This window comes from uncultured Plantibacter sp. (assembly GCF_963518075.1).
GTDB lineage: Bacteria > Actinomycetota > Actinomycetes > Actinomycetales > Microbacteriaceae > Plantibacter > Plantibacter flavus_A.
Genome location: NZ_CAUQHZ010000006.1, coordinates 87,677 through 106,862 on the forward strand (window position 1 = coordinate 87,677; position 19,186 = coordinate 106,862).

General features: G+C 69.6%; 20 protein-coding genes and 1 pseudogene. 18 read left to right on the plus strand and 3 right to left on the minus strand.

Going from position 1 to position 19,186, the window contains the following annotated elements; genetic code table 11:
* Nucleotides 1–2: 2 nt before the first annotated feature.
* Together RWN05_RS09270 and RWN05_RS09275 are read right to left on the minus strand one after the other, a co-directional pair.
* A complete protein-coding gene (locus RWN05_RS09270; protein ID WP_399542907.1) occupies nucleotides 3–1,232 on the minus strand; it encodes a DUF349 domain-containing protein in 1,230 nt (409 codons plus the stop codon).
* A gap of 133 nt (nucleotides 1,233–1,365) precedes the next feature.
* The gene (locus tag RWN05_RS09275) at nucleotides 1,366–2,172 is read right to left on the minus strand and encodes a peptidylprolyl isomerase (RefSeq protein ID WP_064293824.1); all 807 of its coding nucleotides are present in this window, start codon (nucleotides 2,170–2,172) and stop codon (nucleotides 1,366–1,368) included.
* Nucleotides 2,173–2,356: 184 nt separating this feature from the next.
* On the opposite strand from RWN05_RS09275, the gene RWN05_RS09280 reads away from it, so the two are divergent.
* The 5 genes from RWN05_RS09280 to ruvX all read left to right on the plus strand — a co-directional run bounded on the left by RWN05_RS09280 (nucleotide 2,357) and on the right by ruvX (nucleotide 8,250).
* Complete coding sequence (locus tag RWN05_RS09280) at nucleotides 2,357–3,808, plus strand: replication-associated recombination protein A (protein ID WP_314139346.1); 1,452 nt, start codon at nucleotides 2,357–2,359, stop codon at nucleotides 3,806–3,808.
* A gap of 222 nt (nucleotides 3,809–4,030) precedes the next feature.
* Nucleotides 4,031–4,660, plus strand: a complete 630-nt coding sequence (rpsD, locus tag RWN05_RS09285) for a 30S ribosomal protein S4 (protein ID WP_064293825.1) — start codon at nucleotides 4,031–4,033, stop codon at nucleotides 4,658–4,660.
* Nucleotides 4,661–4,820: 160 nt separating this feature from the next.
* Nucleotides 4,821–5,054: a hypothetical protein gene (locus RWN05_RS09290; protein ID WP_064293826.1), complete on the plus strand. Its 234-nt coding sequence runs from the start codon at nucleotides 4,821–4,823 to the stop codon at nucleotides 5,052–5,054.
* 69 nt (nucleotides 5,055–5,123) lie between these two features.
* A complete protein-coding gene (gene alaS, locus RWN05_RS09295) occupies nucleotides 5,124–7,778 on the plus strand; it encodes an alanine--tRNA ligase (protein WP_314139348.1) in 2,655 nt (884 codons plus the stop codon).
* A gap of 1 nt (nucleotide 7,779) precedes the next feature.
* On the plus strand, nucleotides 7,780–8,250 hold the full coding sequence (ruvX, locus tag RWN05_RS09300; RefSeq protein ID WP_314139349.1) for a Holliday junction resolvase RuvX: 471 nt from the start codon (nucleotides 7,780–7,782) through the stop codon (nucleotides 8,248–8,250).
* 129 nt (nucleotides 8,251–8,379) lie between these two features.
* Here ruvX and RWN05_RS09305 read toward each other — a convergent pair whose 3' ends face one another.
* Nucleotides 8,380–8,646, minus strand: coding sequence for a hypothetical protein (locus RWN05_RS09305; protein WP_314139350.1), 267 nt, complete (start codon nucleotides 8,644–8,646; stop codon nucleotides 8,380–8,382).
* Here RWN05_RS09305 and mltG point away from each other — a divergent pair.
* From mltG to RWN05_RS09370, 13 genes and pseudogenes are all read left to right on the plus strand, one after another.
* A complete protein-coding gene (mltG, locus tag RWN05_RS09310) occupies nucleotides 8,639–9,835 on the plus strand; it encodes an endolytic transglycosylase MltG (protein WP_314139352.1) in 1,197 nt (398 codons plus the stop codon). The two genes, RWN05_RS09305 and mltG, sit on opposite strands and share 8 nt — an antisense overlap.
* 16 nt (nucleotides 9,836–9,851) lie before the next feature.
* Nucleotides 9,852–10,751 carry a shikimate dehydrogenase gene (locus RWN05_RS09315; RefSeq protein ID WP_314139353.1) on the plus strand — a complete coding sequence of 300 codons (900 nt, stop codon included), beginning with the start codon at nucleotides 9,852–9,854 and terminating at the stop codon, nucleotides 10,749–10,751.
* A gap of 94 nt (nucleotides 10,752–10,845) precedes the next feature.
* The gene (gene aroC / locus RWN05_RS09320; protein WP_064293830.1) at nucleotides 10,846–12,060 is read left to right on the plus strand and encodes a chorismate synthase; all 1,215 of its coding nucleotides are present in this window, start codon (nucleotides 10,846–10,848) and stop codon (nucleotides 12,058–12,060) included.
* The gene (locus RWN05_RS09325) at nucleotides 12,053–12,571 is read left to right on the plus strand and encodes a shikimate kinase (RefSeq protein WP_064293831.1); all 519 of its coding nucleotides are present in this window, start codon (nucleotides 12,053–12,055) and stop codon (nucleotides 12,569–12,571) included. The genes aroC and RWN05_RS09325 overlap by 8 nt, the downstream gene beginning before the upstream one ends.
* Nucleotides 12,568–13,665 carry a 3-dehydroquinate synthase gene (aroB, locus tag RWN05_RS09330; RefSeq protein WP_079002502.1) on the plus strand — a complete coding sequence of 366 codons (1,098 nt, stop codon included), beginning with the start codon at nucleotides 12,568–12,570 and terminating at the stop codon, nucleotides 13,663–13,665. Before RWN05_RS09325 ends, aroB begins: the two co-directional genes overlap by 4 nt.
* A 52-nt stretch (nucleotides 13,666–13,717) precedes the next feature.
* On the plus strand, nucleotides 13,718–14,161 hold the full coding sequence (locus tag RWN05_RS09335; RefSeq protein WP_314139354.1) for a type II 3-dehydroquinate dehydratase: 444 nt from the start codon (nucleotides 13,718–13,720) through the stop codon (nucleotides 14,159–14,161).
* Between the two features lie 116 nt (nucleotides 14,162–14,277).
* The gene (gene efp / locus RWN05_RS09340) at nucleotides 14,278–14,841 is read left to right on the plus strand and encodes an elongation factor P (protein ID WP_056005785.1); all 564 of its coding nucleotides are present in this window, start codon (nucleotides 14,278–14,280) and stop codon (nucleotides 14,839–14,841) included.
* Nucleotides 14,838–15,254: a transcription antitermination factor NusB gene (gene nusB, locus RWN05_RS09345; protein WP_064293834.1), complete on the plus strand. Its 417-nt coding sequence runs from the start codon at nucleotides 14,838–14,840 to the stop codon at nucleotides 15,252–15,254. Before efp ends, nusB begins: the two co-directional genes overlap by 4 nt.
* Nucleotides 15,255–15,256: 2 nt before the next feature.
* Nucleotides 15,257–15,667, plus strand: coding sequence for a VOC family protein (locus RWN05_RS09350; protein ID WP_314139402.1), 411 nt, complete (start codon nucleotides 15,257–15,259; stop codon nucleotides 15,665–15,667).
* Nucleotides 15,668–15,735: 68 nt separating this feature from the next.
* Nucleotides 15,736–16,281: pseudogene (pyrR, locus tag RWN05_RS09355) on the plus strand (bifunctional pyr operon transcriptional regulator/uracil phosphoribosyltransferase PyrR); the annotation flags it as partial.
* Nucleotides 16,278–17,237, plus strand: coding sequence for an aspartate carbamoyltransferase catalytic subunit (locus RWN05_RS09360; protein WP_071260160.1), 960 nt, complete (start codon nucleotides 16,278–16,280; stop codon nucleotides 17,235–17,237). The pseudogene pyrR and the gene RWN05_RS09360, both read left to right, overlap by 4 nt.
* Nucleotides 17,230–18,597, plus strand: coding sequence for a dihydroorotase (locus RWN05_RS09365; RefSeq protein WP_399542908.1), 1,368 nt, complete (start codon nucleotides 17,230–17,232; stop codon nucleotides 18,595–18,597). The genes RWN05_RS09360 and RWN05_RS09365 overlap by 8 nt, the downstream gene beginning before the upstream one ends.
* A complete protein-coding gene (locus RWN05_RS09370) occupies nucleotides 18,597–19,184 on the plus strand; it encodes a hypothetical protein (protein WP_314139356.1) in 588 nt (195 codons plus the stop codon). Before RWN05_RS09365 ends, RWN05_RS09370 begins: the two co-directional genes overlap by 1 nt.
* Nucleotides 19,185–19,186 lie beyond the last annotated feature (2 nt).

Sequence of the window (19,186 nt, forward strand, 5' to 3'; positions counted from 1 at the left end):
GCCTAGCGGATCGCCCCGAGCCACGCCTTGCGTGCATCCAGCGCCTCGATGGCCGCGGTGAGCCGGTCGGCGTCACCGGAGGCTCGTGCCGCCTCGACCTCGTCCTCGAGCTTGGCGATGGCGTCGGCGAGCTGGCTCGCGAGCCCCTCGGTGCGCGCCTTCGTCTCGGGGTTGTTGCGCTTCCAGTGCTCGTCCTCGAGCTGCTTGACGTGGGTCTCGATCTTGCGGAGACGGTCTTCGACGACGCGGACCTGCTCGCGCGGGACCTTTCCGATCTCGTCCCACCGACGCTGGATGTCGGTGAGCGCCTTGCGCGCCGAGTCCCGGTTCGTGTCGGCGAGGATCGGCTCGGCATCCGCCAACACCGCGAGCTTCAGATCCAGGTTGCCCTGGAACTCCTCGTTGTCGCGCGCGTCGATCTCGGCCTTCGCGCCGTAGATCGCATCTCCCGCGGACTTGAACTTCGCCCAGAGCGCATCGTCCTGGCGCTTCCCGGCACGCGGGGAGGCCTTCCACTCGTCGAGCAGGCTGCGGTAGGCGGGGATGCCCTCGGCGCCCTTGGCGATGAGGGCCTCGGCGCGCTCGACGAGCTTCTGCTTGATCGCGCGTGCCTCCTTGTGGACAGAGTCGAGCTCCGTGTAGAACGCACGACGGTGCTGCTCGATCGTCGCGCGTGCCGTCCGGAACCGCTTCCAGAGGTCGTTGGCGTCGTTCTTCGCGAGACGAGGTCCGTCGTGCTGCTGGCGCTGCCACTCGGCGAAGAGTTCGTCGAGCCGCGCCGAGGTCTGCTTCCACTGCACCCGTGCCGGATCCTGCTGCGCGAGCTGCTCGGCCTCCTCGACGATCGCGAGACGCGCACGTGCCGCTTCCTCGAGGGCTGCCTTGGTCTCCTGGCTCTGCGCCTCGGTCAGCTCGCTCACGGTGCCGTCGAGCGCCGCAAGGCGGGTCAGGAGCGCCTGGAGGTTGCCGACCGCGTTGGCGGACTCGACCTGCTTGGTGATCGACTTCACGGCCTTCGCGACGTCCGTCGCCGGAGCACCGCGCTTCGCGCGCTGCTCGAGGAGCGTCACCTGTCCGGCGAGGTCCGTGAACTTGCGCTCGAAGTACGCGAGCGCCTCCTCCTTGGAACCGTCGGGGTACTGTCCGACCGCTCGTTCGCCGTCGGCCTCACGGACGTAGACGGTGCCGTCGTCGTCGACACGACCCCACGGTTCGATCTCTGGACTGGTCACGCGCATCACCCTTGCTGTGTGTTGACCGCCGTTCGTGGCGATCGTGATCGATCCACAAGCCTATTACCCCGAGTCCTGCTCGGGGCGACCGCTTGCGCCGGTCGGTTCCGTCTGGTGCAGGTTACTGCACGCGCTACTGGACCGTCACCGAGGTGATGGTGGCGGGGACCGCCGGAGCACCGTCACCGCTGCCGTCTGCGACACCGCCGGACACGACACCCGAGACGAGCTGGTCGAGACCGCTCGTGATCTGGCCCAGCACGGTGTAGCCGCCGGCAGCGTCGGACGGGATGGTCGAGTCCTGGTACACGAGGAAGAACTGCGAGCCGTTGCTGTAGCCGTTCCCTCCCTGGCGCGCCATGGCGATGGTGCCGGCCGGGTAGACGTCGTCCGTCGGTGCGTTCTCGACCGGGCCGTAGCTGTACCCGGGGCCGCCGGTGCCGGTGCCGTCGGGGTCGCCGCACTGGAGGACGTAGATGCCGCTCGTCGTGAGGCGGTGGCAGGTGACGCCGTCGTAGAAGCCGGACTGGGCGAGGGAGATGAAGGAGGAGACGCCCTGCGGCGCGCAGGCTCCGTCGAGGGTGAGGTTCATGACGACGTCGTTGATCGTCATCTCACCGCTCCAGTCGCGGTCCTCGGCGATCGTGCTCGCGGGGACTTCGCCGGTGTTCGAGCCGTCGGTGGCCCCGGTGACACCGCAGGCCCCAGCCTCGGCGGAGGCGGTGGGCGTCGCGACCGGGGTGCCCGGACCGCCGGCGAAGAAGAACACCTGCGCAGCCGTGGCACCGGCGAGGACGACGACGAGCGCCGCAGCGGCGATCACGTTGTCGCGGACGCGGCGCTTGGAGCGGTGCTCGTGCACGGTGCGCCGGGCGTTGTAGGCGCGCAGCCGTGCGCGCGCTGCGCGTGCCTCTTTGTCCGGACCCTTGCTCGTTGCCACGTCGTTCCCTCCAGGTGCCGTCGGCCGAGCGGCGGCATCGCGCTGTCATCTGGCACCACGCCCGCGGCGGACTGCCCAGGAGAACCTTACGGGGAGCGCTCCGCGCGGACCAAACGGCACACGACGGCGGCGACCCCGTTCTGCAGCGGGTCCGCGTGTCGCAGGCTGCGGCTAGCCTGGTGGAATGTTCAGTCGAGGACCCGGCATCGCCGGCGCACCGGTCCCGCTCGCCGTGCGCATGCGGCCCCGCAGCCTCGAGGAGGTCGCCGGCCAGCAGCACCTGCTCCGTCCCGGCTCGCCGCTCGTCCGCCTGGCGAGCGACAACGAGGGGACGCAGGCGGCCGTGTCCGTCATCCTCTGGGGTCCTCCGGGCACCGGGAAGACGACGCTGGCGCAGGCCATCGCGCACAGCTCCGGCCGCCGGTTCGTCGAGCTCTCGGCCGTGACTGCGGGCGTCAAGGACGTCCGGCAGGTCATGGAGGAGGCGATGTCGAGCCGCGACCTCTACGGCAGCTCGACCGTCCTCTTCCTCGACGAGATCCACCGGTTCACGAAGGCGCAGCAGGACGCCCTGCTCCCCGGCGTAGAGAACGGCTGGGTCATCCTGGTCGCCGCGACGACCGAGAACCCGTCCTTCTCCGTCATCTCCCCGCTGCTGTCGCGTTCGCTGCTCCTCACGCTCGAACAGCTGAGCGACGACGACCTCGGCATCCTCATCGACCGCGCCGTGACCGACCCGCGTGGCCTGGCCGGTCGCTTCACCGTGACGCCTGAGGCCCGCGCCGCGATCATCCAGTTGTCATCCGGCGATGCCCGACGAGCTCTGACGGCGTTGGAGGCGGCCGCGATCGCCGCCGACTCCGATCTCGGCGCTCCGGTCGACCCCGACGAGCTCGATCTCGACGACGCGGGCCTCCTCGACGTCGGCGATGAGGACGACGAAGACGACGAGGACGGGGTAGAGGACGACTCCGACACCGCGACGCGGGCGCCCCGCGGCCCCGTCATCACCGACGAGCTCGTCTCGCAGGCGGTCGACCGAGCCCTGCTCCGATACGACCGCAACGGCGACGAGCACTACGACGTCATCAGCGCGTTCATCAAGAGCATCCGCGGATCCGACGTCGACGCCGCGCTGCACTACCTCGCTCGGATGATCGAGGCGGGGGAGGACCCGCGCTTCATCGCCCGCCGCATCATCATCTCCGCGGCCGAGGACATCGGCATCGCCGACCCGCAGGCGCTGCCCATCGCCGTGGCGGCCGCCGACGCCGTCCAGTTCATCGGCATGCCCGAGGGTCGCATCCCGCTCGCCGAGGCCGTGGTGTACCTGGCCACGGCCGCCAAGTCGAACGCGGCCTACGTCGCCATCGACCAGGCCATCGCCGATGTCAGGGCCGGAGCCTTCGGACGCGTGCCGAAGCCGATGCGCGACGCCCACTACGCGGGCGCCAAGCGCCTCGGACACGGCAAGGGCTACCGCTACCCGCACGACCACCCGATCGGCGTCGTCGCCCAGCAGTACCTGCCCGACGAGCTGCGCGACGTCCGGTACTACCAGCCCACCGATCACGGCCACGAACGCGACATCTCGGCGCGGTTGGACAAACTCCGGAAGATCGTCCGGGGCGAGTGATCGTCTGGTAACGGCGGCCCGGCGACCGGGGCACATCGTGCTAGTATTGATCCGCCTAGAACCGGTGTGACTGCGCGGCTGCTCGATCACCGTGTTCGACGGGCGTGTTCTGTAGCCGAACAGCCCCGGCAGACCCCTCTGACTTTGTCCGGTGTGATTCCGGATCACCGACGCGTCTTCGCGCCGGTCATTCATCGTTTGAGACTTCATCGAAAGGAAACCGTGTCTACCAAGTCACGTACCCGCAGCAAGACCCGCCTCTCGCGGGCACTCGGCATCGCCCTCACCCCGAAGGCCGCCAAGTACCTCGAGAAGCGTCCCTACGCTCCCGGTGAGCACGGCCGCACCAAGCGCAAGGCCGACAGCGACTACGCCGTCCGTCTGCGCGAGAAGCAGCGTCTGCGTGCCCAGTACGGCATCCGCGAGGCTCAGCTCAAGATCGCCTTCCAGGAGGCACGTCGCACCCAGGGCCTGACGGGTGAGAACCTCGTCGAGATCCTCGAGACCCGTCTCGACGCGCTCGTCCTCCGTGCCGGCTTCGCCCGCACCACGGCTCAGGCCCGCCAGATGGTCGTGCACCGCCACATCATGGTCGACGGCCAGCTCGTCGACCGCCCGTCCTTCCGCGTGAAGCCGGGTCAGCTCATCCACGTCAAGCCGCGCTCCGAGGGCACCGAGCCCTTCCAGGTCGCCGCTGCCGGCGGTCACGTCGACGTCCTGCCGAAGGTGCCCGCGTACCTCTCGGTCGAGCTCGACAAGCTCCAGGCACGTCTCGAGCGTCGCCCGAAGCGCGCCGAGGTCCCCGTGACCTGTGAAGTGCAGCTCGTCGTCGAGTACTACGCAGCCCGCTAGGACTGCGGCCCGGCTCCGGGCACCACACGAAGAGGCATCGGCTCCGGCCGGTGCCTCTTCGTCGTCGTACGACGCCATCGGTCCACCGCGCTCGACTACGATGGATGCTTGGTACGCCCGGCGACGCCCGGGTGGTCGCACCGCAGATGAGGAGTTCCCCATGAAGAACGTGTTCTGGCTGATCGTCGGCATCGGCGCCGGCTTCGTCGTCGCCCACGAGATCAACAAGACACAGTCCGGCAAGCGGTTCTTCTCCGAGCTGGACTCACGCGTCAGGGAGTTCACCGACACCGTCGGCGACGCCTACAAGGAGCGCGAGGCGCAGCTGCGCGACACGGCGGAGACCGTCGTCGCGCGCGTCGAGGACGCCGCAGAAGACCTCACCAAGCCGTAGCGGCACGCCCGGACGGGCATCGCCGCAGCGCACGAACATCGACACGCACACCCCTGACGTACGGACACCATGGACACCGCTGACATCCGCTCCCGCTGGCTCACCTTCTTCGGCGATCGGGGGCACACCGTCGTCCCCTCAGCCTCGCTCGTCAGCGACGACCCCTCGCTCCTCTTCACGGTCGCCGGCATGGTGCCGTTCGTGCCGTACCTCACCGGTGTCGTCCCCGCGCCGTTCGACCGCGCCACGAGCGTCCAGAAGTGCATCCGCACCAACGACATCGAAGAGGTGGGCAAGACGCCACGGCACGGCACCTTCTTCCAGATGAACGGCAACTTCTCCTTCGGCGACTACTTCAAGGAGGGGGCGATCACCTACGCGTGGGAGCTCCTGACCGGCAGTGAGTCGAGCGGCGGCCTCGCCTTCGACGAGAAGGACCTCTGGGTCACCGTGTACAAGGACGACGACGAGGCGATCGACCTCTGGAAGCGCGTCGCAGGGCTCCCCGAGCACCGCATCCAGCGGCTCGACAAGGACACGAACTACTGGTCGACGGGTCAGCCGGGACCGGCCGGCCCGTGCTCGGAGATCTTCTTCGACCGCGGTCCCGCGTACGGCGCCGACGGCGGCCCGGCGACCGACGACGACCGGTACGTCGAGATCTGGAACCTCGTGTTCATGCAGTACCTGATCGAGAACGTCCGCGGCAAGGTCGACTTCGACATCGTCGGCGAACTCCCGAAGAAGAACATCGACACCGGCATGGGGCTCGAGCGGGTGGCCTTCCTCAAGCAGGGCGTCGAGAACATGTACGAGATCGACCAGGTGCGCCCGGTCCTCGATCGCGCCGCCGAGTTGAGCGGACGTCGCTACGGCGCCGACCACGACGACGACGTCCGGATGCGCGTCATCGCCGACCACGTGCGTTCCTCGCTCATGCTCATGAGCGACGGCATCACGCCGTCGAACGAGGGACGCGGGTACATCCTCCGCCGCCTCATGCGACGGACGGTCCGTGCGATGCGTCTCCTCGGCGTCGACACCGCGACGTTCCCCGAGCTGTTCTCCGCGTCGCGCGACGCCATGAAGGCCGCCTACCCCGAGGTCGAGACCGACTTCGGCCGGATCTCGCAGAGCGCCTACGCCGAGGAGGAGACCTTCCTCCGGACGCTGGCCAGCGGCACGACCATCCTCGACCTCGCGCTCGAGCAGACCAAGGGCACGGGCCGGACGGCCCTCGCCGGGGATTCCGCGTTCCTCCTGCACGACACCTACGGGTTCCCCATCGACCTGACCCTCGAGATCGCGGAGGAGGCCGGCCTCTCCGTCGACCGCGACGCGTTCGATTCGCTCATGACCGCGCAGCGCCAGCGCGCGAAGGCCGACGCGAAGGCGAAGAAGAGCGTCCTCGCCGACCTCTCGGTCTACAGGGACATCCGCGCCAAGGGGGAGACCGTGTTCACCGGCTACACCGAGCTCGAGACCGAGAGCCGTATCCTCGGCATCATCGTCGGCGGCCACCCGGTGCAGCGCGCGGTCGCCGGTGACATCGCCGAGGTGATCCTGGCGGAGACCTCGCTGTACGCCGAGTCCGGCGGGCAGGAGGCCGACCAGGGCGTCATCGTCGGACCCGGATACGAGCTCGAGGTGCTCGACGTCCAGAAGCCGGTGAAGGGTCTCATCGCGCACAAGGTGCAGGTGAGCCAGGGCGAGGTGGGCGTTGACGCACCGGCGACGACCATCGTCGACGCGAGCTACCGCCGCGGCGCCCAGCAGGCGCACTCCGGTACGCACATCATCCACGCCGCCCTGCGGCAGGTGCTGGGCGACAGCGCCCACCAGTCCGGTTCGTCGAACAAGGCCGGGTACCTGCGGCTCGACTTCACCTGGAACCAGCCGCTGTCGCCGGCGACGAAGTCGGAGATCGAGGAGATCTCCAACAACGCCATCCGCGACAACCTGCAGGTGACCACCCGCGAGATGGCGCTCGACGACGCGAAGGCACTCGGCGCCATGGCACTGTTCGGCGAGAAGTACGGCGAGACCGTCCGCGTCGTCGACATCGGCGGGCCGTGGTCGCGTGAGCTGTGTGCGGGCACCCACGTCACCTCCAGCGCCGAGATCGGGTTGATCAACCTCGTCAGCGAATCGTCCGTCGGCTCGACGAACCGTCGGGTGGAGTCGCTCGTCGGACTCGAGGCCTTCCGCGACCTCGCCGCCGAGCGCGCGCTCGTGTCACAGCTCTCCGGCAGCCTCAAGACGCCGAAGGAACAGCTGCCCGACCGCATCGCCGAACTCGTCGCGAACCTCAAGGCGGCTGAGAAGAAGATCGCCGCGTTCGAAGCCCGTGGGCTGAGCGAACGTCTCCCGGCACTGGCGCAGACCGCTCACCGCGTCGGCCCGGTGTCGCTCGTCGCCGAGCACCTGGGCGAGCTCGGGTCACCGAACGACGTCAGGACGCTCGTCACGCAGCTCCGCGAGCAGCTCGGCGCGAGCCCGGCGGTCGTCGCCCTGGGCGCGGTCGTCGGTGGGAAGCCCGCGATCGTCGTCGCGACGAACCAGGGTGCCCGCGACGCCGGACTCAAGGCAGGCGTCCTCGTCCGGGTCGCGGCCGGCGTCCTCGGCGGCAACGGCGGTGGGAAGGACGACCTCGCACAGGGTGGCGGCGTCGACGCCACCGCGCTCGGCGACGCCCTCGCGGCGATCGCCCGCGAGATCGCCTGACATGACGGACGGGTTCCGTCGCGGTGTCCGACTCGGGATCGACGTCGGGAAGGCCAGGGTCGGGGTCGCGAGAAGCGATCCCGACGGCCTGTTGGCCACGCCGATGGAGACGGTCCCACGGGACCTGGGCGGCGACGCCGACATCCGGGCGATCGCGGTCATCGCCGAAGAACTCGGCGCCGTGGAGCTCGTCGTCGGTCTCCCGATCGCCCTGTCGGGGAAGGACACGGCGTCCACACGGGACGCCCGGGAGTTCGCCGCCCGGCTCAGGTCGATCACCGGTGTCCCGGCCCGTCTCGTCGACGAGCGGCTGACGACGGTGACCGCCCACGGCGCCTTGCGCTCCGCTGGGAAACGACAGAAGCAGACGCGCTCGATTGTCGATCAGGTGGCGGCCGTCATACTCTTGCAGTACGCCCTCGACGCCGAACGCGGTTCGGGGCGACCCCCCGGAAGCCCCGTCGACCCGTGAACAGGACGTGCCTGTGTCGAATCTGACACCTCAGAACAACCCAGCAGACGATCCGCTCGCCGACCTCTTCACGTCCGAACGGAACGCCGCGGGGGACCAGCCGGTGCCATTGTCCCGACGCGAGGCACGTCAGCGGCGGGAGGCCGCCGAAGCCGCCTCGACGCCGCCCGAGCCCGTCGATGAAGACGCCGCGAGCGACACGGCCGAACCGGCCCCGGCCGGCTCCAGATCGGTCGACGCCACGTCCGTCGACGCCCCCTCGACCGCCGCGTCGTCCGGTGACTCCAGCGTCGGCGAGCCGGCCGCGAGCGCCACACCCTTGAGCGGACCGATCTCAGGTGCACCCGAGTCCGACGACTCCGAATCTTCGGCATCCCGGGCCAGGACCATGACCATCCCCGCGTTCGAGGACCTGCTCGCTGAGGACGACACGGCGAACGACAGCGGGCCGCAGCCGATCCATCGGGGGCGCCGTCGTGCGCTGGCCGGTGGGGAACCGCCGAAGCGCCGTCGTGGTCATCGCGGGCTCATCGCGCTCATCGTGTCCATCGTGGTCGTCGGGGGTCTCGTCGCGTGCGCCGCGGTCGTGTGGACGAGTTACGAGCCGCAGATCCGCAAGGTCCTCGGCTGGGAGGAACCGAACGACTACGAGGGTGCCGGCAGCGGCGAGGCCGTCGTCATGGTCAACGAGGGCGACATCGGCGAGGACATCGCGACGAGCCTGCACGACGCGGGGGTCACGAAGTCGTTCGACGCCTTCTACGACCTCCTCCTCGCACAGCCCACCCAGCCGGAGTTCTTCCCTGGTGCCTACAAGCTGAAGCTCAAGATGAGCGCCAAGTCCGCCCTTGCGGCCCTGACCGATGAGGCGAACCGCATGGAGGACACCTTCGTCATCCCCGAGGGCACTGCTGAGCAGGACGCCCTGCCGTCGATCGCGGAGGGCACCGGCATCCCGCTGGAGGAACTCCAGGCGGCGGCCGCCGACGTCGCGTCCTTCGGTCTCCCCGCCGAGGCGACCTCGCTCGAGGGGTTCCTCTTCCCGGCGACCTACAGCCTCCCCGACGGCGGCGATGCGCACGCGGTCCTCCAGACCCTCGTGAACCGGTCGTTCCAGGCGCTCGACGACGCCGGGGTGAAGCCCGAGGACCGCTGGAAGACCATCGTCCTGGCCTCGCTCATCCAGAAGGAGGCGGGCCTCCGCGACGACTACTACAAGGTGTCGCGGGTCTTCCTCAACCGGCTGGACCCGGCCCAGTGGGAGAGCGGTCTGCTGCAGTCCGACGCGACGGTCGCGTACGGGACGGGCAACACCCACCGGGTGTCGACCACGGACGCCGAGCGCGCCGACGCTTCGAACCCGTACAACACCTACGTCCATCCGGGCATGGTTGTGCGACCGATCTCGAACCCGGGCGACCTCGCGATCGATGCCGCGCTGCACCCGGCCGACGGCCCCTGGCTCTACTTCGTCACCTGGAACCTCGATTCCGGTGAGACGATCTTCTCCACCACCCAGGAGGAGCACGAGGCCGCGGTCGACAAGTGGCTGTCCTGGATGGACGAGCACCCCGAGTACCAGTAGCGGGAGCGTGGCGCACATGCGTGAAACGGGGCCAGGTCACGGCCAGGACGGGCAGCCGCGGCTCGCCGTGCTCGGCGCGCCCATCGCCCACTCCAAGTCGCCGGCACTGCATGAGGCCGCTTACCGGGTGCTGGGGCTCGACTGGGACTACGGTCGCCACGAACTCGAGGCGGCTGAGCTCTCGGCCTTCCTCGACGACCTCGGCTCGGACTGGCGGGGGCTCTCGCTGACCATGCCACTGAAGCATCGCGCGCTCGAGCTGGCCGACGTGGCCGACCGCGCCGCAACCGAGACCGGGGCGGTCAACACGCTGCGTCTCCGACGAGCCGAGGACGGGTCCCGTCGGATCGAGGGGTTCAACACCGACGTCGGCGGCATCGTCCGCGCGATCGGGGCGGCCGGTGTCGACACGATCGCGTCCGCGGTCGTCCTGGGCGGGGGAGCGACGGCTTCCTCGGCGATCATGGCGGCGGCGGACCTCGGTGCCGAGCACGTCCACGTGGCGCTCAGACGACCGGCCCAGGCGCGACCACTCGAGGACCTCGCCGGCAGGCTGGGGCTGCGGTTCGCCTCAGGGCCGTTCGACGGTGAGACGCCTGACGCACCACTCGTGATCAGCACCCTTCCGGGCGGCGCCCTCACTGAACCGGGTCCGGTCCTGTCCCATGCTCCAGGCGCGCTCCTCCTCGACGTCGCGTACGACCCGTGGCCGAGTGTGCTCGCGGAGGCGTGGTCGCAGGCCGGCGGGTCGGTCCTCAGCGGGCTGTCGATGCTCGTGCACCAGGCGTTGCTCCAGGTCCGGATCTTCGTCCTCGGCGATCCGCTCCTGCCGCTCGACGACGAGACGACGGTGCTCGGGGCGATGCTCGGAACGGTCCACCTCGATCACACCGGGGCGCCGGTCGCCTCGCACTGACCGCTCCGGACGCATCCGTCGCCCATCTGCACACCCGCCGGGCCGTCGACCGAAGGCGCACGGTCGCGTCCCGGCTCTATGGAAGGATAGGACCATGCTTCGTTGGCTCACTGCCGGAGAGTCTCACGGCCCGGAACTCATCGCCGTCCTCGAGGGACTCCCGTCCGGCGTCCCCATCTCCATGGACGGCGTCCGCGCCGACCTCGCCCGACGGAAGCTCGGCTACGGCCGAGGATCCCGAATGAAGTTCGAGGAGGACGAGCTCAACCTGTCCGGCGGCGTCCGCCACGGCTTCTCCATGGGCAGCCCGATCGCGATCCGCATCGGCAACACCGAGTGGCCGAAGTGGGCCGAGGTCATGAGCCCCGAGCCGACCGAGATCTCCGACAAGTCGCGTGGCCGCAGCGCCGCGCTCACCCGTCCGCGTCCCGGCCACGCCGACCTGACGGGCATGCAGAAGTACGGCTTCGACGAGGCGCGTCCCGTGCTCGAACGCGCCAGCGCACGCGAGACCGCTGCGCGCGTCGCCCTCGGCGCCGTCGCGCGCTCCTTCCTCGGCGAGCTGGGCATCACCCTCGTCAGCCACACGCTGTCGATCGGCCCGGTGCGCGTTCCCGAAGACAGCCCGCTGCCGGTCCCGGCCGACGTCGACGCGCTCGACGCCGATCCGCTGCGCTGCTTCGACAAGGCGACCTCGGAGCGCATGGTCGCCGAGGTCGACGCGGCCAAGAAGGACGGTGACACCCTCGGCGGCATCGTCGAGGTCCTGGCCTACGGACTCCCACCGGGACTCGGCTCCTACGTCCACTGGGACCGCCGACTCGACGCACGCCTCGCGGCAGCGCTCATGGGCATCCAGGCCATCAAGGGTGTGGAGGTCGGCGACGGCTTCCTCACGACGACGCGTCGCGGCTCCGCGGCCCACGACGAGCTCGTCCAGGAGAGCGACGGCATCGCCCGACAGAGCGATCGCGCCGGCGGCACCGAGGGTGGCATGACCACCGGTACCGTCCTCCGCGTGCGCGCCGGCATGAAGCCGATCGCGACCGTCCCGCACTCGCTCCGCACGGTCGACGTCGCGACGAGCGAGGCCGCCACCGCGCACCACCAGCGCTCGGACGTCTGCGCGGTCCCGGCCTCCGGTGTCGTGGCCGAGGCGATGGTGGCCCTGGTCCTCGCCGAAGCGGTGCTCGAGAAGTTCGGTGGCGACTCCGTCCCCGAGACGAAGCGCAACCTCGACGGATACCTGGCAGCGATCCCGTCGAACCTGCGCACGCGAGGCGACCACGCCTCCAGCGCCGATGCCTGAGCAGGCCGCCGATCTCCGACTCCCCGTCGTCCTCATCGGACCGATGGGGTCGGGGAAGAGCCGCGTCGGCAAGCAGCTGGCGAAGCGCCTGGGCCTGCCGTTCGTCGACACCGACAACGTCGTCTCCGGCGAGCACGGAGCGATCGCGCGCATCTTCGAGCGACACGGCGAGGCACACTTCCGCGCCCTGGAGCGGGCGGCGGTCGCCGCCGCACTCGAGCAGCCGGCGATCGTGTCGCTCGGCGGGGGAGCGGTGCTCGACGAGGACACGCAGCGTCAGCTCGCCGATGCACGCGTCGTGCTGTTGACGGTGACCGAAGAGGCCGTGCTGGCACGAGCCAACCTCGACAAGCGTCCACTCCTCCGTGACGACCCCGGCGCGTGGTCGCGCATCGCCGCCGCCCGGCGTCCCGTGTACGAACGACTCGCGGATGTCACCTTCGACACCTCGCACCGACCCATCTCAGGCATCGTCGACGAGCTCGTCGCCTGGGTGAAGGAGCCTGCATGAGCACCGAACCGACCACCCCGACCGAGCGGACCGTCATCGAGGTGACGGGATCCTCCCCGTACCCCATCACGATCGGGAGAGGGCTGGAGGACGTGCTCGTCGACGCCCTCGGGACCGGCGTGCAGCGGGTCCTCATCGTCCACCCGGCGACGCTGGGCGAGAAGGCGGCCAAACTGCGCGAGACCCTGAGCGACCGGTACCAGGTGCTGCTCGCCGAGGTGCCGGACGCCGAGGCCGGGAAACGGGTCGAGGTCGCCGCGTTCTGCTGGGGAGTCCTCGGGCAGGCAGACTTCACGCGCTCCGACGCGGTCATCGGGTTCGGCGGTGGCGCCGTCACCGACCTCGCAGGCTTCGTCGCCGCCACCTGGCTGCGCGGCGTCCGACTCGTGCAGGTCCCCACGACGGTCCTCGGCATGGTCGACGCGGCCGTGGGCGGCAAGACGGGCATCAACACCGCGGAAGGCAAGAACCTCGTCGGCGCCTTCTACGCCCCGGCAGCCGTCGTCTGCGATCTCGACACGCTCGACACCCTCCCGAAGAACGAGATCCTCGCCGGATTCGCCGAGGTGGCCAAGGCCGGCTTCATCCGCTACCCGGAGATCCTCGACCTCATCGAGGCCGACGTCGACGCCGCGACCGACCCCGAGACACCCGCCTTCCGCCGCTGCATCGAGCTCGCGATCCGGATGAAGGCCGACGTCGTCAGCGAGGACTTCACCGAGCAGGGCCTCCGCGAGATCCTCAACTACGGGCACACGCTCGGGCACGCCATCGAGCACGCCGAGCGGTACCAGTGGCGACACGGTGCCGCGGTGGCGATCGGCATGATGTACGTCGCCGAGCTGTCCCGCCTCGCCGGCCGACTGTCGGACGAGGTCGTCGACCGCCACCGTCGCGTCCTGGAGCTCCTCAGCCTGCCGATCGCCTATCCGGTGGGCCGCTGGAACACCCTGCTCGCGACGATGCAACGCGACAAGAAGACGCGCGGTTCGATGTTGCGGTTCATCGTGCTCGACGACCTCGCCAAGCCGACCGTCCTCCAAGGGCCCGAGACCTCGCTGCTCTTCGCCGCCTACCAGGAGATCGGCTCCTGACCGACGCCGGCGCGCTCCACGAGCGCTCGTCCCGAACGGATACCCTCGACTCATGACCACCGTGCTCGTCCTCAACGGACCGAACCTCGGACGCCTCGGCAGCCGTGAACCCGACGTCTACGGCTCGGCCGACCTCGTTGCGCTGCGCACGGCGCTCGAGGCCGACGCAGGCGACGGGACGCGGATCGACCTGCGCCAGACGGACGACGAGGGCGAGCTGATCGGCTGGCTCCACGAGGCCGTCGACTCCGGCACGTCCGTGATCCTCAACCCCGCGGCGTTCACCCACTACAGCTACGGACTCCGTGACGCGGCGGCCATGGTCACGAAGGCTGGCCTCCTGCTCGTCGAGGTGCACCTCTCGAATCCACACGCCCGGGAGGCGTTCCGTCACACGAGCGTCATCTCCGGTGTCGCGACCGGTGTGATCGCCGGTTTCGGCTTCGACTCGTACCGCCTCGCCCTCGACCTCGTGGTGCGCCGCAGCGCCGAGTGAGGTGCGCGGCGCCATGATCCACCACGGGCGCGTTGGTCACGGGTCCTCGCAGCGGTTACACTCGTTCGTTGGGTCGTATCCGGCCGCACACTTTCCACGAACGGACATTCTCGCGCATGGCTTCTACCGCTGACATCAAGAACGGCATCGTCCTGAACATCGACGGGCAGCTCTGGACGGTGATCGAGTTCCAGCATGTCAAGCCGGGCAAGGGTGGCGCGTTCGTCCGCACCAAGATGAAGAACATCATGACCGGCAAGGTCGTCGACAAGACGTACAACGCCGGCACGAAGATCGACGTCGAGAACGTCGACCGCCGCGACTTCACCTACCTGTACGCGGACGGCGACTCCTTCGTCTTCATGGACAAGAGCGACTACGACCAGATCACCATCCCCGCCGTCGTCGTCGGCGACACCAAGAACTTCCTCCTCGAGAACCAGGACGTCACGGTCGCACTCAACAACGGCAACCCGCTCTACGTCGAGCTCCCCGCGTCGGTCATCCTCGAGGTCACCTACACGGAACCCGGGCTCCAGGGCGACCGCTCGACCGGCGGCACGAAGCCGGCGACCGTCGAGACCGGCTACGAGATCCAGGTCCCGCTCTTCCTCGAGACCGGCACCAAGGTCAAGGTCGACACCCGTACGGGTGACTACCTCGGTCGCGTCAACGAGTGAGCGCTCGTACCAAGGCGCGCAAGCGCGCCCTCGATCTGCTGTACCAGGCCGACGTCCGTCAGCAGACCCTCGCTGAAGTCCTGTCCGCGGAAGCGTCTCGCGCCGTCAGCGAGCCCGACCGCCAGGCCTCGTGGTTGTATGCGAGGGAGATCGTCGACGGCGTCGGTGACCACGCCGAGGAGATCGACGAGCAGATCGAGACGTACGCGCAGGGCTGGACGCTCGCGCGGATGCCCACGGTCGACCGGGCCATCCTCCGGATCGCGATCTGGGAGATCCTGTTCAACGACGAGGTGCCGCACGGCGTCGCCATCGACGAAGCGGTCGAGGCGGCCAAGACGCTGTCGACCGACGACTCGGCCGGCTTCATCAACGGCCTGCTCGGCAAGATCTCGCAGATCAACCCGCGGTGACGATGAGCGACGAGACCGGTGCGGCCCTGCCGCTGAAGCGCGTGCACCACATCGCGATCATCGCCAGCGACTACGAGCGCTCCAAGCGCTTCTACACCTCGGTGCTCGGCTGCGAGCTGCTCACCGAGGTGTACCGGGCCGAGCGCGACTCCTGGATGGGCGACCTCGCCCTGAACGGTCAGTACCTCATCGAGCTGTTCTCCTTACCTGAGGCGCCGGCGCGCGCATCCGGGCCCGAAGCGCTCGGGCTGCGGCACCTCGCCTTCGCCGTCGACGACGTCGACGCCGGCCACGCGCGGCTGGTCGAGCTGGGTGTCCGCGTCGAGGACGTCCGGATCGACCCGCACACCTCGCGCAAGATGCTGTTCTTCTTCGATCCCGACGGCCTCCCGTTGGAGCTCTACGAGGCCTGATCCGACTGCTAGGCTCGGGTGTTGACCAAGACAACCTTTAAGACCGTCCAGAGAGGCGGAGAAGGGAGTCGGCGATGAGCGCACGTACCGTGCTGCACGAAGCTGACATCGCGCGGGCGTTGACTCGGATCTCCCACGAGATCCTCGAGTCCAACCGCGGAGCAGACGACCTCGTGATCCTCGGCATCCCGACGCGCGGGGTCATCCTCGCGAAGCGGATCGCCGCCACGATCTCCTCGATCTCGGGCGCGACCATCGTCTCGGGTGCACTCGACGTCACGATGTACCGCGACGACCTGGCGAAGCACCCGACCCGTGCACCGCAGCCCACGACACTGCCGCCGCAGGGGATCGACGGGCGCACGGTCGTCCTCGTCGACGACGTCCTGTACTCGGGACGCACGATCCGCGCCGCACTCGACGCGTTGACCGACCTGGGCCGCCCGCGCGTCGTGCGGCTCGCCGCGCTCGTCGACCGCGGGCACCGCGAGCTCCCGATCCGGCCCGACTTCGTGGGGAAGAACCTGCCCTCCTCGCAGGCGGAGCGCATCTTCGTCCGGCTCACCGAGTTCGACGGCGACGACTCCGTGACGATCGAGGGGAGCGGCGAATGAGGCACCTGCTGTCGACGAAGACCCTCACCCGCGACGAGGCGATCGAGATCCTCGACGTCGCGGAGGACATGGCCGAGACGCAGTTCCGTGAGGTCCGCAAGCTCCCGACCCTCCGTGGGAAGACGGTCGTCAACCTCTTCTTCGAGGACTCGACCCGCACGCGCATCTCGTTCGAGGCTGCCGCAAAACGGCTGTCCGCAGACGTCATCACCTTCAGCGCGAAGGGGTCGAGCGTCTCGAAGGGCGAGAGCCTGAAGGACACCGCACAGACCCTCGCCGCGATGCACGCCGACGCCGTCGTGATCCGACACTCCGCCTCCGGTGCGCCGCAGACCCTCGCCGACAGCGGGTGGATCGACGCCGGCATCCTGAACGCGGGGGACGGGACGCACGAGCACCCGACGCAGGCCCTCCTGGACGCGTTCACGATGCGCAAGCGCCTCCACGGCGAGCGTTCCCGCGGTCGCGCGCTCGACGGGGTGGCGGTGACGATCGTCGGCGACATCCTGCATTCCCGGGTCGCCCGCTCGAACGTCTGGCTGCTCGACACGCTCGGCGCCGAGGTCACCCTCGTCGCCCCGCCGACACTGCTTCCGGTGGACCTCGGCCCCTGGCCGGCCACCGTCCGCTACGACCTGGACGACGCGATCGCCCAACGTCCCGACGTGCTGATGATGCTCCGGATCCAGTCCGAACGCATGCACGCCGCCTTTTTCCCGAACAGCCGGGAGTATTCCAGGCGCTGGGGGCTCGACGACGAGCGTCTCGCCCGCCTCGATCCGGCTAGCATTGTCATGCACCCCGGGCCGATGAACCGCGGTCTGGAGATCTCGTCCGGGGCAGCCGACTCACCCCGGTCGACCGTCCTCGAACAGGTCGCCAACGGGGTGTCGGTCCGGATGGCCGCGTTGTACCTGCTGCTGTCCGGCGATCGAGAGGAATCCACCCGTGTCTGAGCCCACTTCGAACCACGACGTCACGCTGATCACCGGAGCGACGCTCGCCGACGGGACACGCACCGACCTCCTCCTGCGCGACGGACGGATCGCGGAACGCGGCTCCGGGCTGAGCGCCGTCGGCGCGACCGTCGTCGATGCAGACGGCCTCCTCGCTCTCCCCGGGCTCGTCGACCTCCACACGCATCTCCGGGAACCCGGGTTCGAGCAGAGCGAGACGGTGCTCACCGGTACGCGTGCCGCAGCCGCCGGCGGCTTCACCGCGGTGTTCGCGATGGCCAACACCTCGCCGGTGGCCGACACGGCCGGGGTCGTCGAGCAGGAACAGTCGCTCGGTGAACGCGCCGGGTACGCGACGGTGCAGCCGATCGGTGCCGTGACGGTCGGCCTCGCCGGAGAGCGGCTCGCCGAACTCGGCGCCATGGCCTCCTCACGTGCCGAGGTCCGGGTCTTCTCGGACGACGGTCTCTGCGTGTCCGACCCGCTGCTCATGCGCCGCGCGCTGGAGTACGTGAAGGCCTTCGACGGCGTGATCGCCCAGCACGCGCAGGAACCCCGGCTCACCGTCGGTGCGCAGATGAACGAGGGCGCCCTCTCCGGCGAACTCGGGCTCACCGGGTGGCCGGCGGTCGCCGAGGAGTCGATCATCGCCCGCGACGTCCTCCTCGCCGAGCATGTGGGTTCCCGCCTCCACATCTGCCACGTCTCGACGGCAGGGTCCGTCGACGTCATCCGCTGGGCGAAGGCCCGAGGCATCCACGTCACGGCCGAGGTCACGCCGCACCACCTGCTGCTCACGGAGGAGCTGGTGGCGAGCTACGACGCCCGGTACAAGGTGAACCCGCCCCTGCGACGGGCGGAGGACGTCCAGGCGCTGCGCGAGGCACTCGCGGACGGCACGATCGACATCGTCGCGACGGACCACGCACCGCACCCGGTCGAGGCCAAGGACTGCGAGTGGGACGCCGCCGCGAACGGCATGGTGGGCCTCGAGTCCGCCCTCTCCGTCGTGCATGCGTCGATGGTCGCGACCGGGCTCCTGGACTGGAACGACGTCGCCCGGGTGCTCTCGGCGACGCCGGCGAGGATCGGACGGATCACCGGGCAGGGGGCTTCGATCGAGGCCGGAGCTCCGGCGGAGGTCGTGCTCTACGACACCGCCGCCACCCGTCCGTTCGGCACGGCCGACCTTGCCGGCAAGGGCGTGAACTCGCCCTACCTCGGCCTGGAGCTGCCCGGCCGCGTCGTCGCCACCTTCCACCGTGGCTACGCGACCGTCCTGGAGGGCGCCGTGCTCCCGACGGAGCAGGTCGCGGCCGCAGCACGCCGCGCCGCGCGATCCGCGGAGGTCGAGCACTGATGGACGGGCGGATCCTCGCGGCCGTCCTCGTCGCCCTCGTCCTCCTCGGCATCCTCGCCCTCATGGGCTTCGCCTGGCGACGCCGCGTCGCGCGCGACGCCCAGGTCGGTCCCCTCGCAGAGCTCCCCGACCCGCGGCCGGTCCCGTCACTGACGGTCGAGGTCCTCTACGTCGCGACGTCGAAGCACGACCAGCCGCTCGAACGGCTGGCGTTGCAGGGACTGCGCTACCGATCCCGGGTCACGCTCGAACTGGGAGCCGCCGGAGTCGTCGTCGACGTCCCGGGGGAGCGGCCGACGTTCATCCCGGCGACGAGCATCGTCGGCGTCGACCAGACCAACCTCACGATCGACCGGGTCGTCGAGCGGGGCGGGCTCATCCGCCTGAGCTGGCGTCCCGTCCCGACGGTGATCGCGGACAGCACCTTCCGCGTCCTCGAGCAGGCGGACCGCGCCCGCATCATCGACATCGTCACGAGCATCATCCCCGCCGCGGACGCCGGACTCCGGCCGACCGGCACCTCAGACACCGTCGCCGACGTCACCTCGGCCGACGACTCCACCCCACCGCCTCACGAGAGGGCTTGACC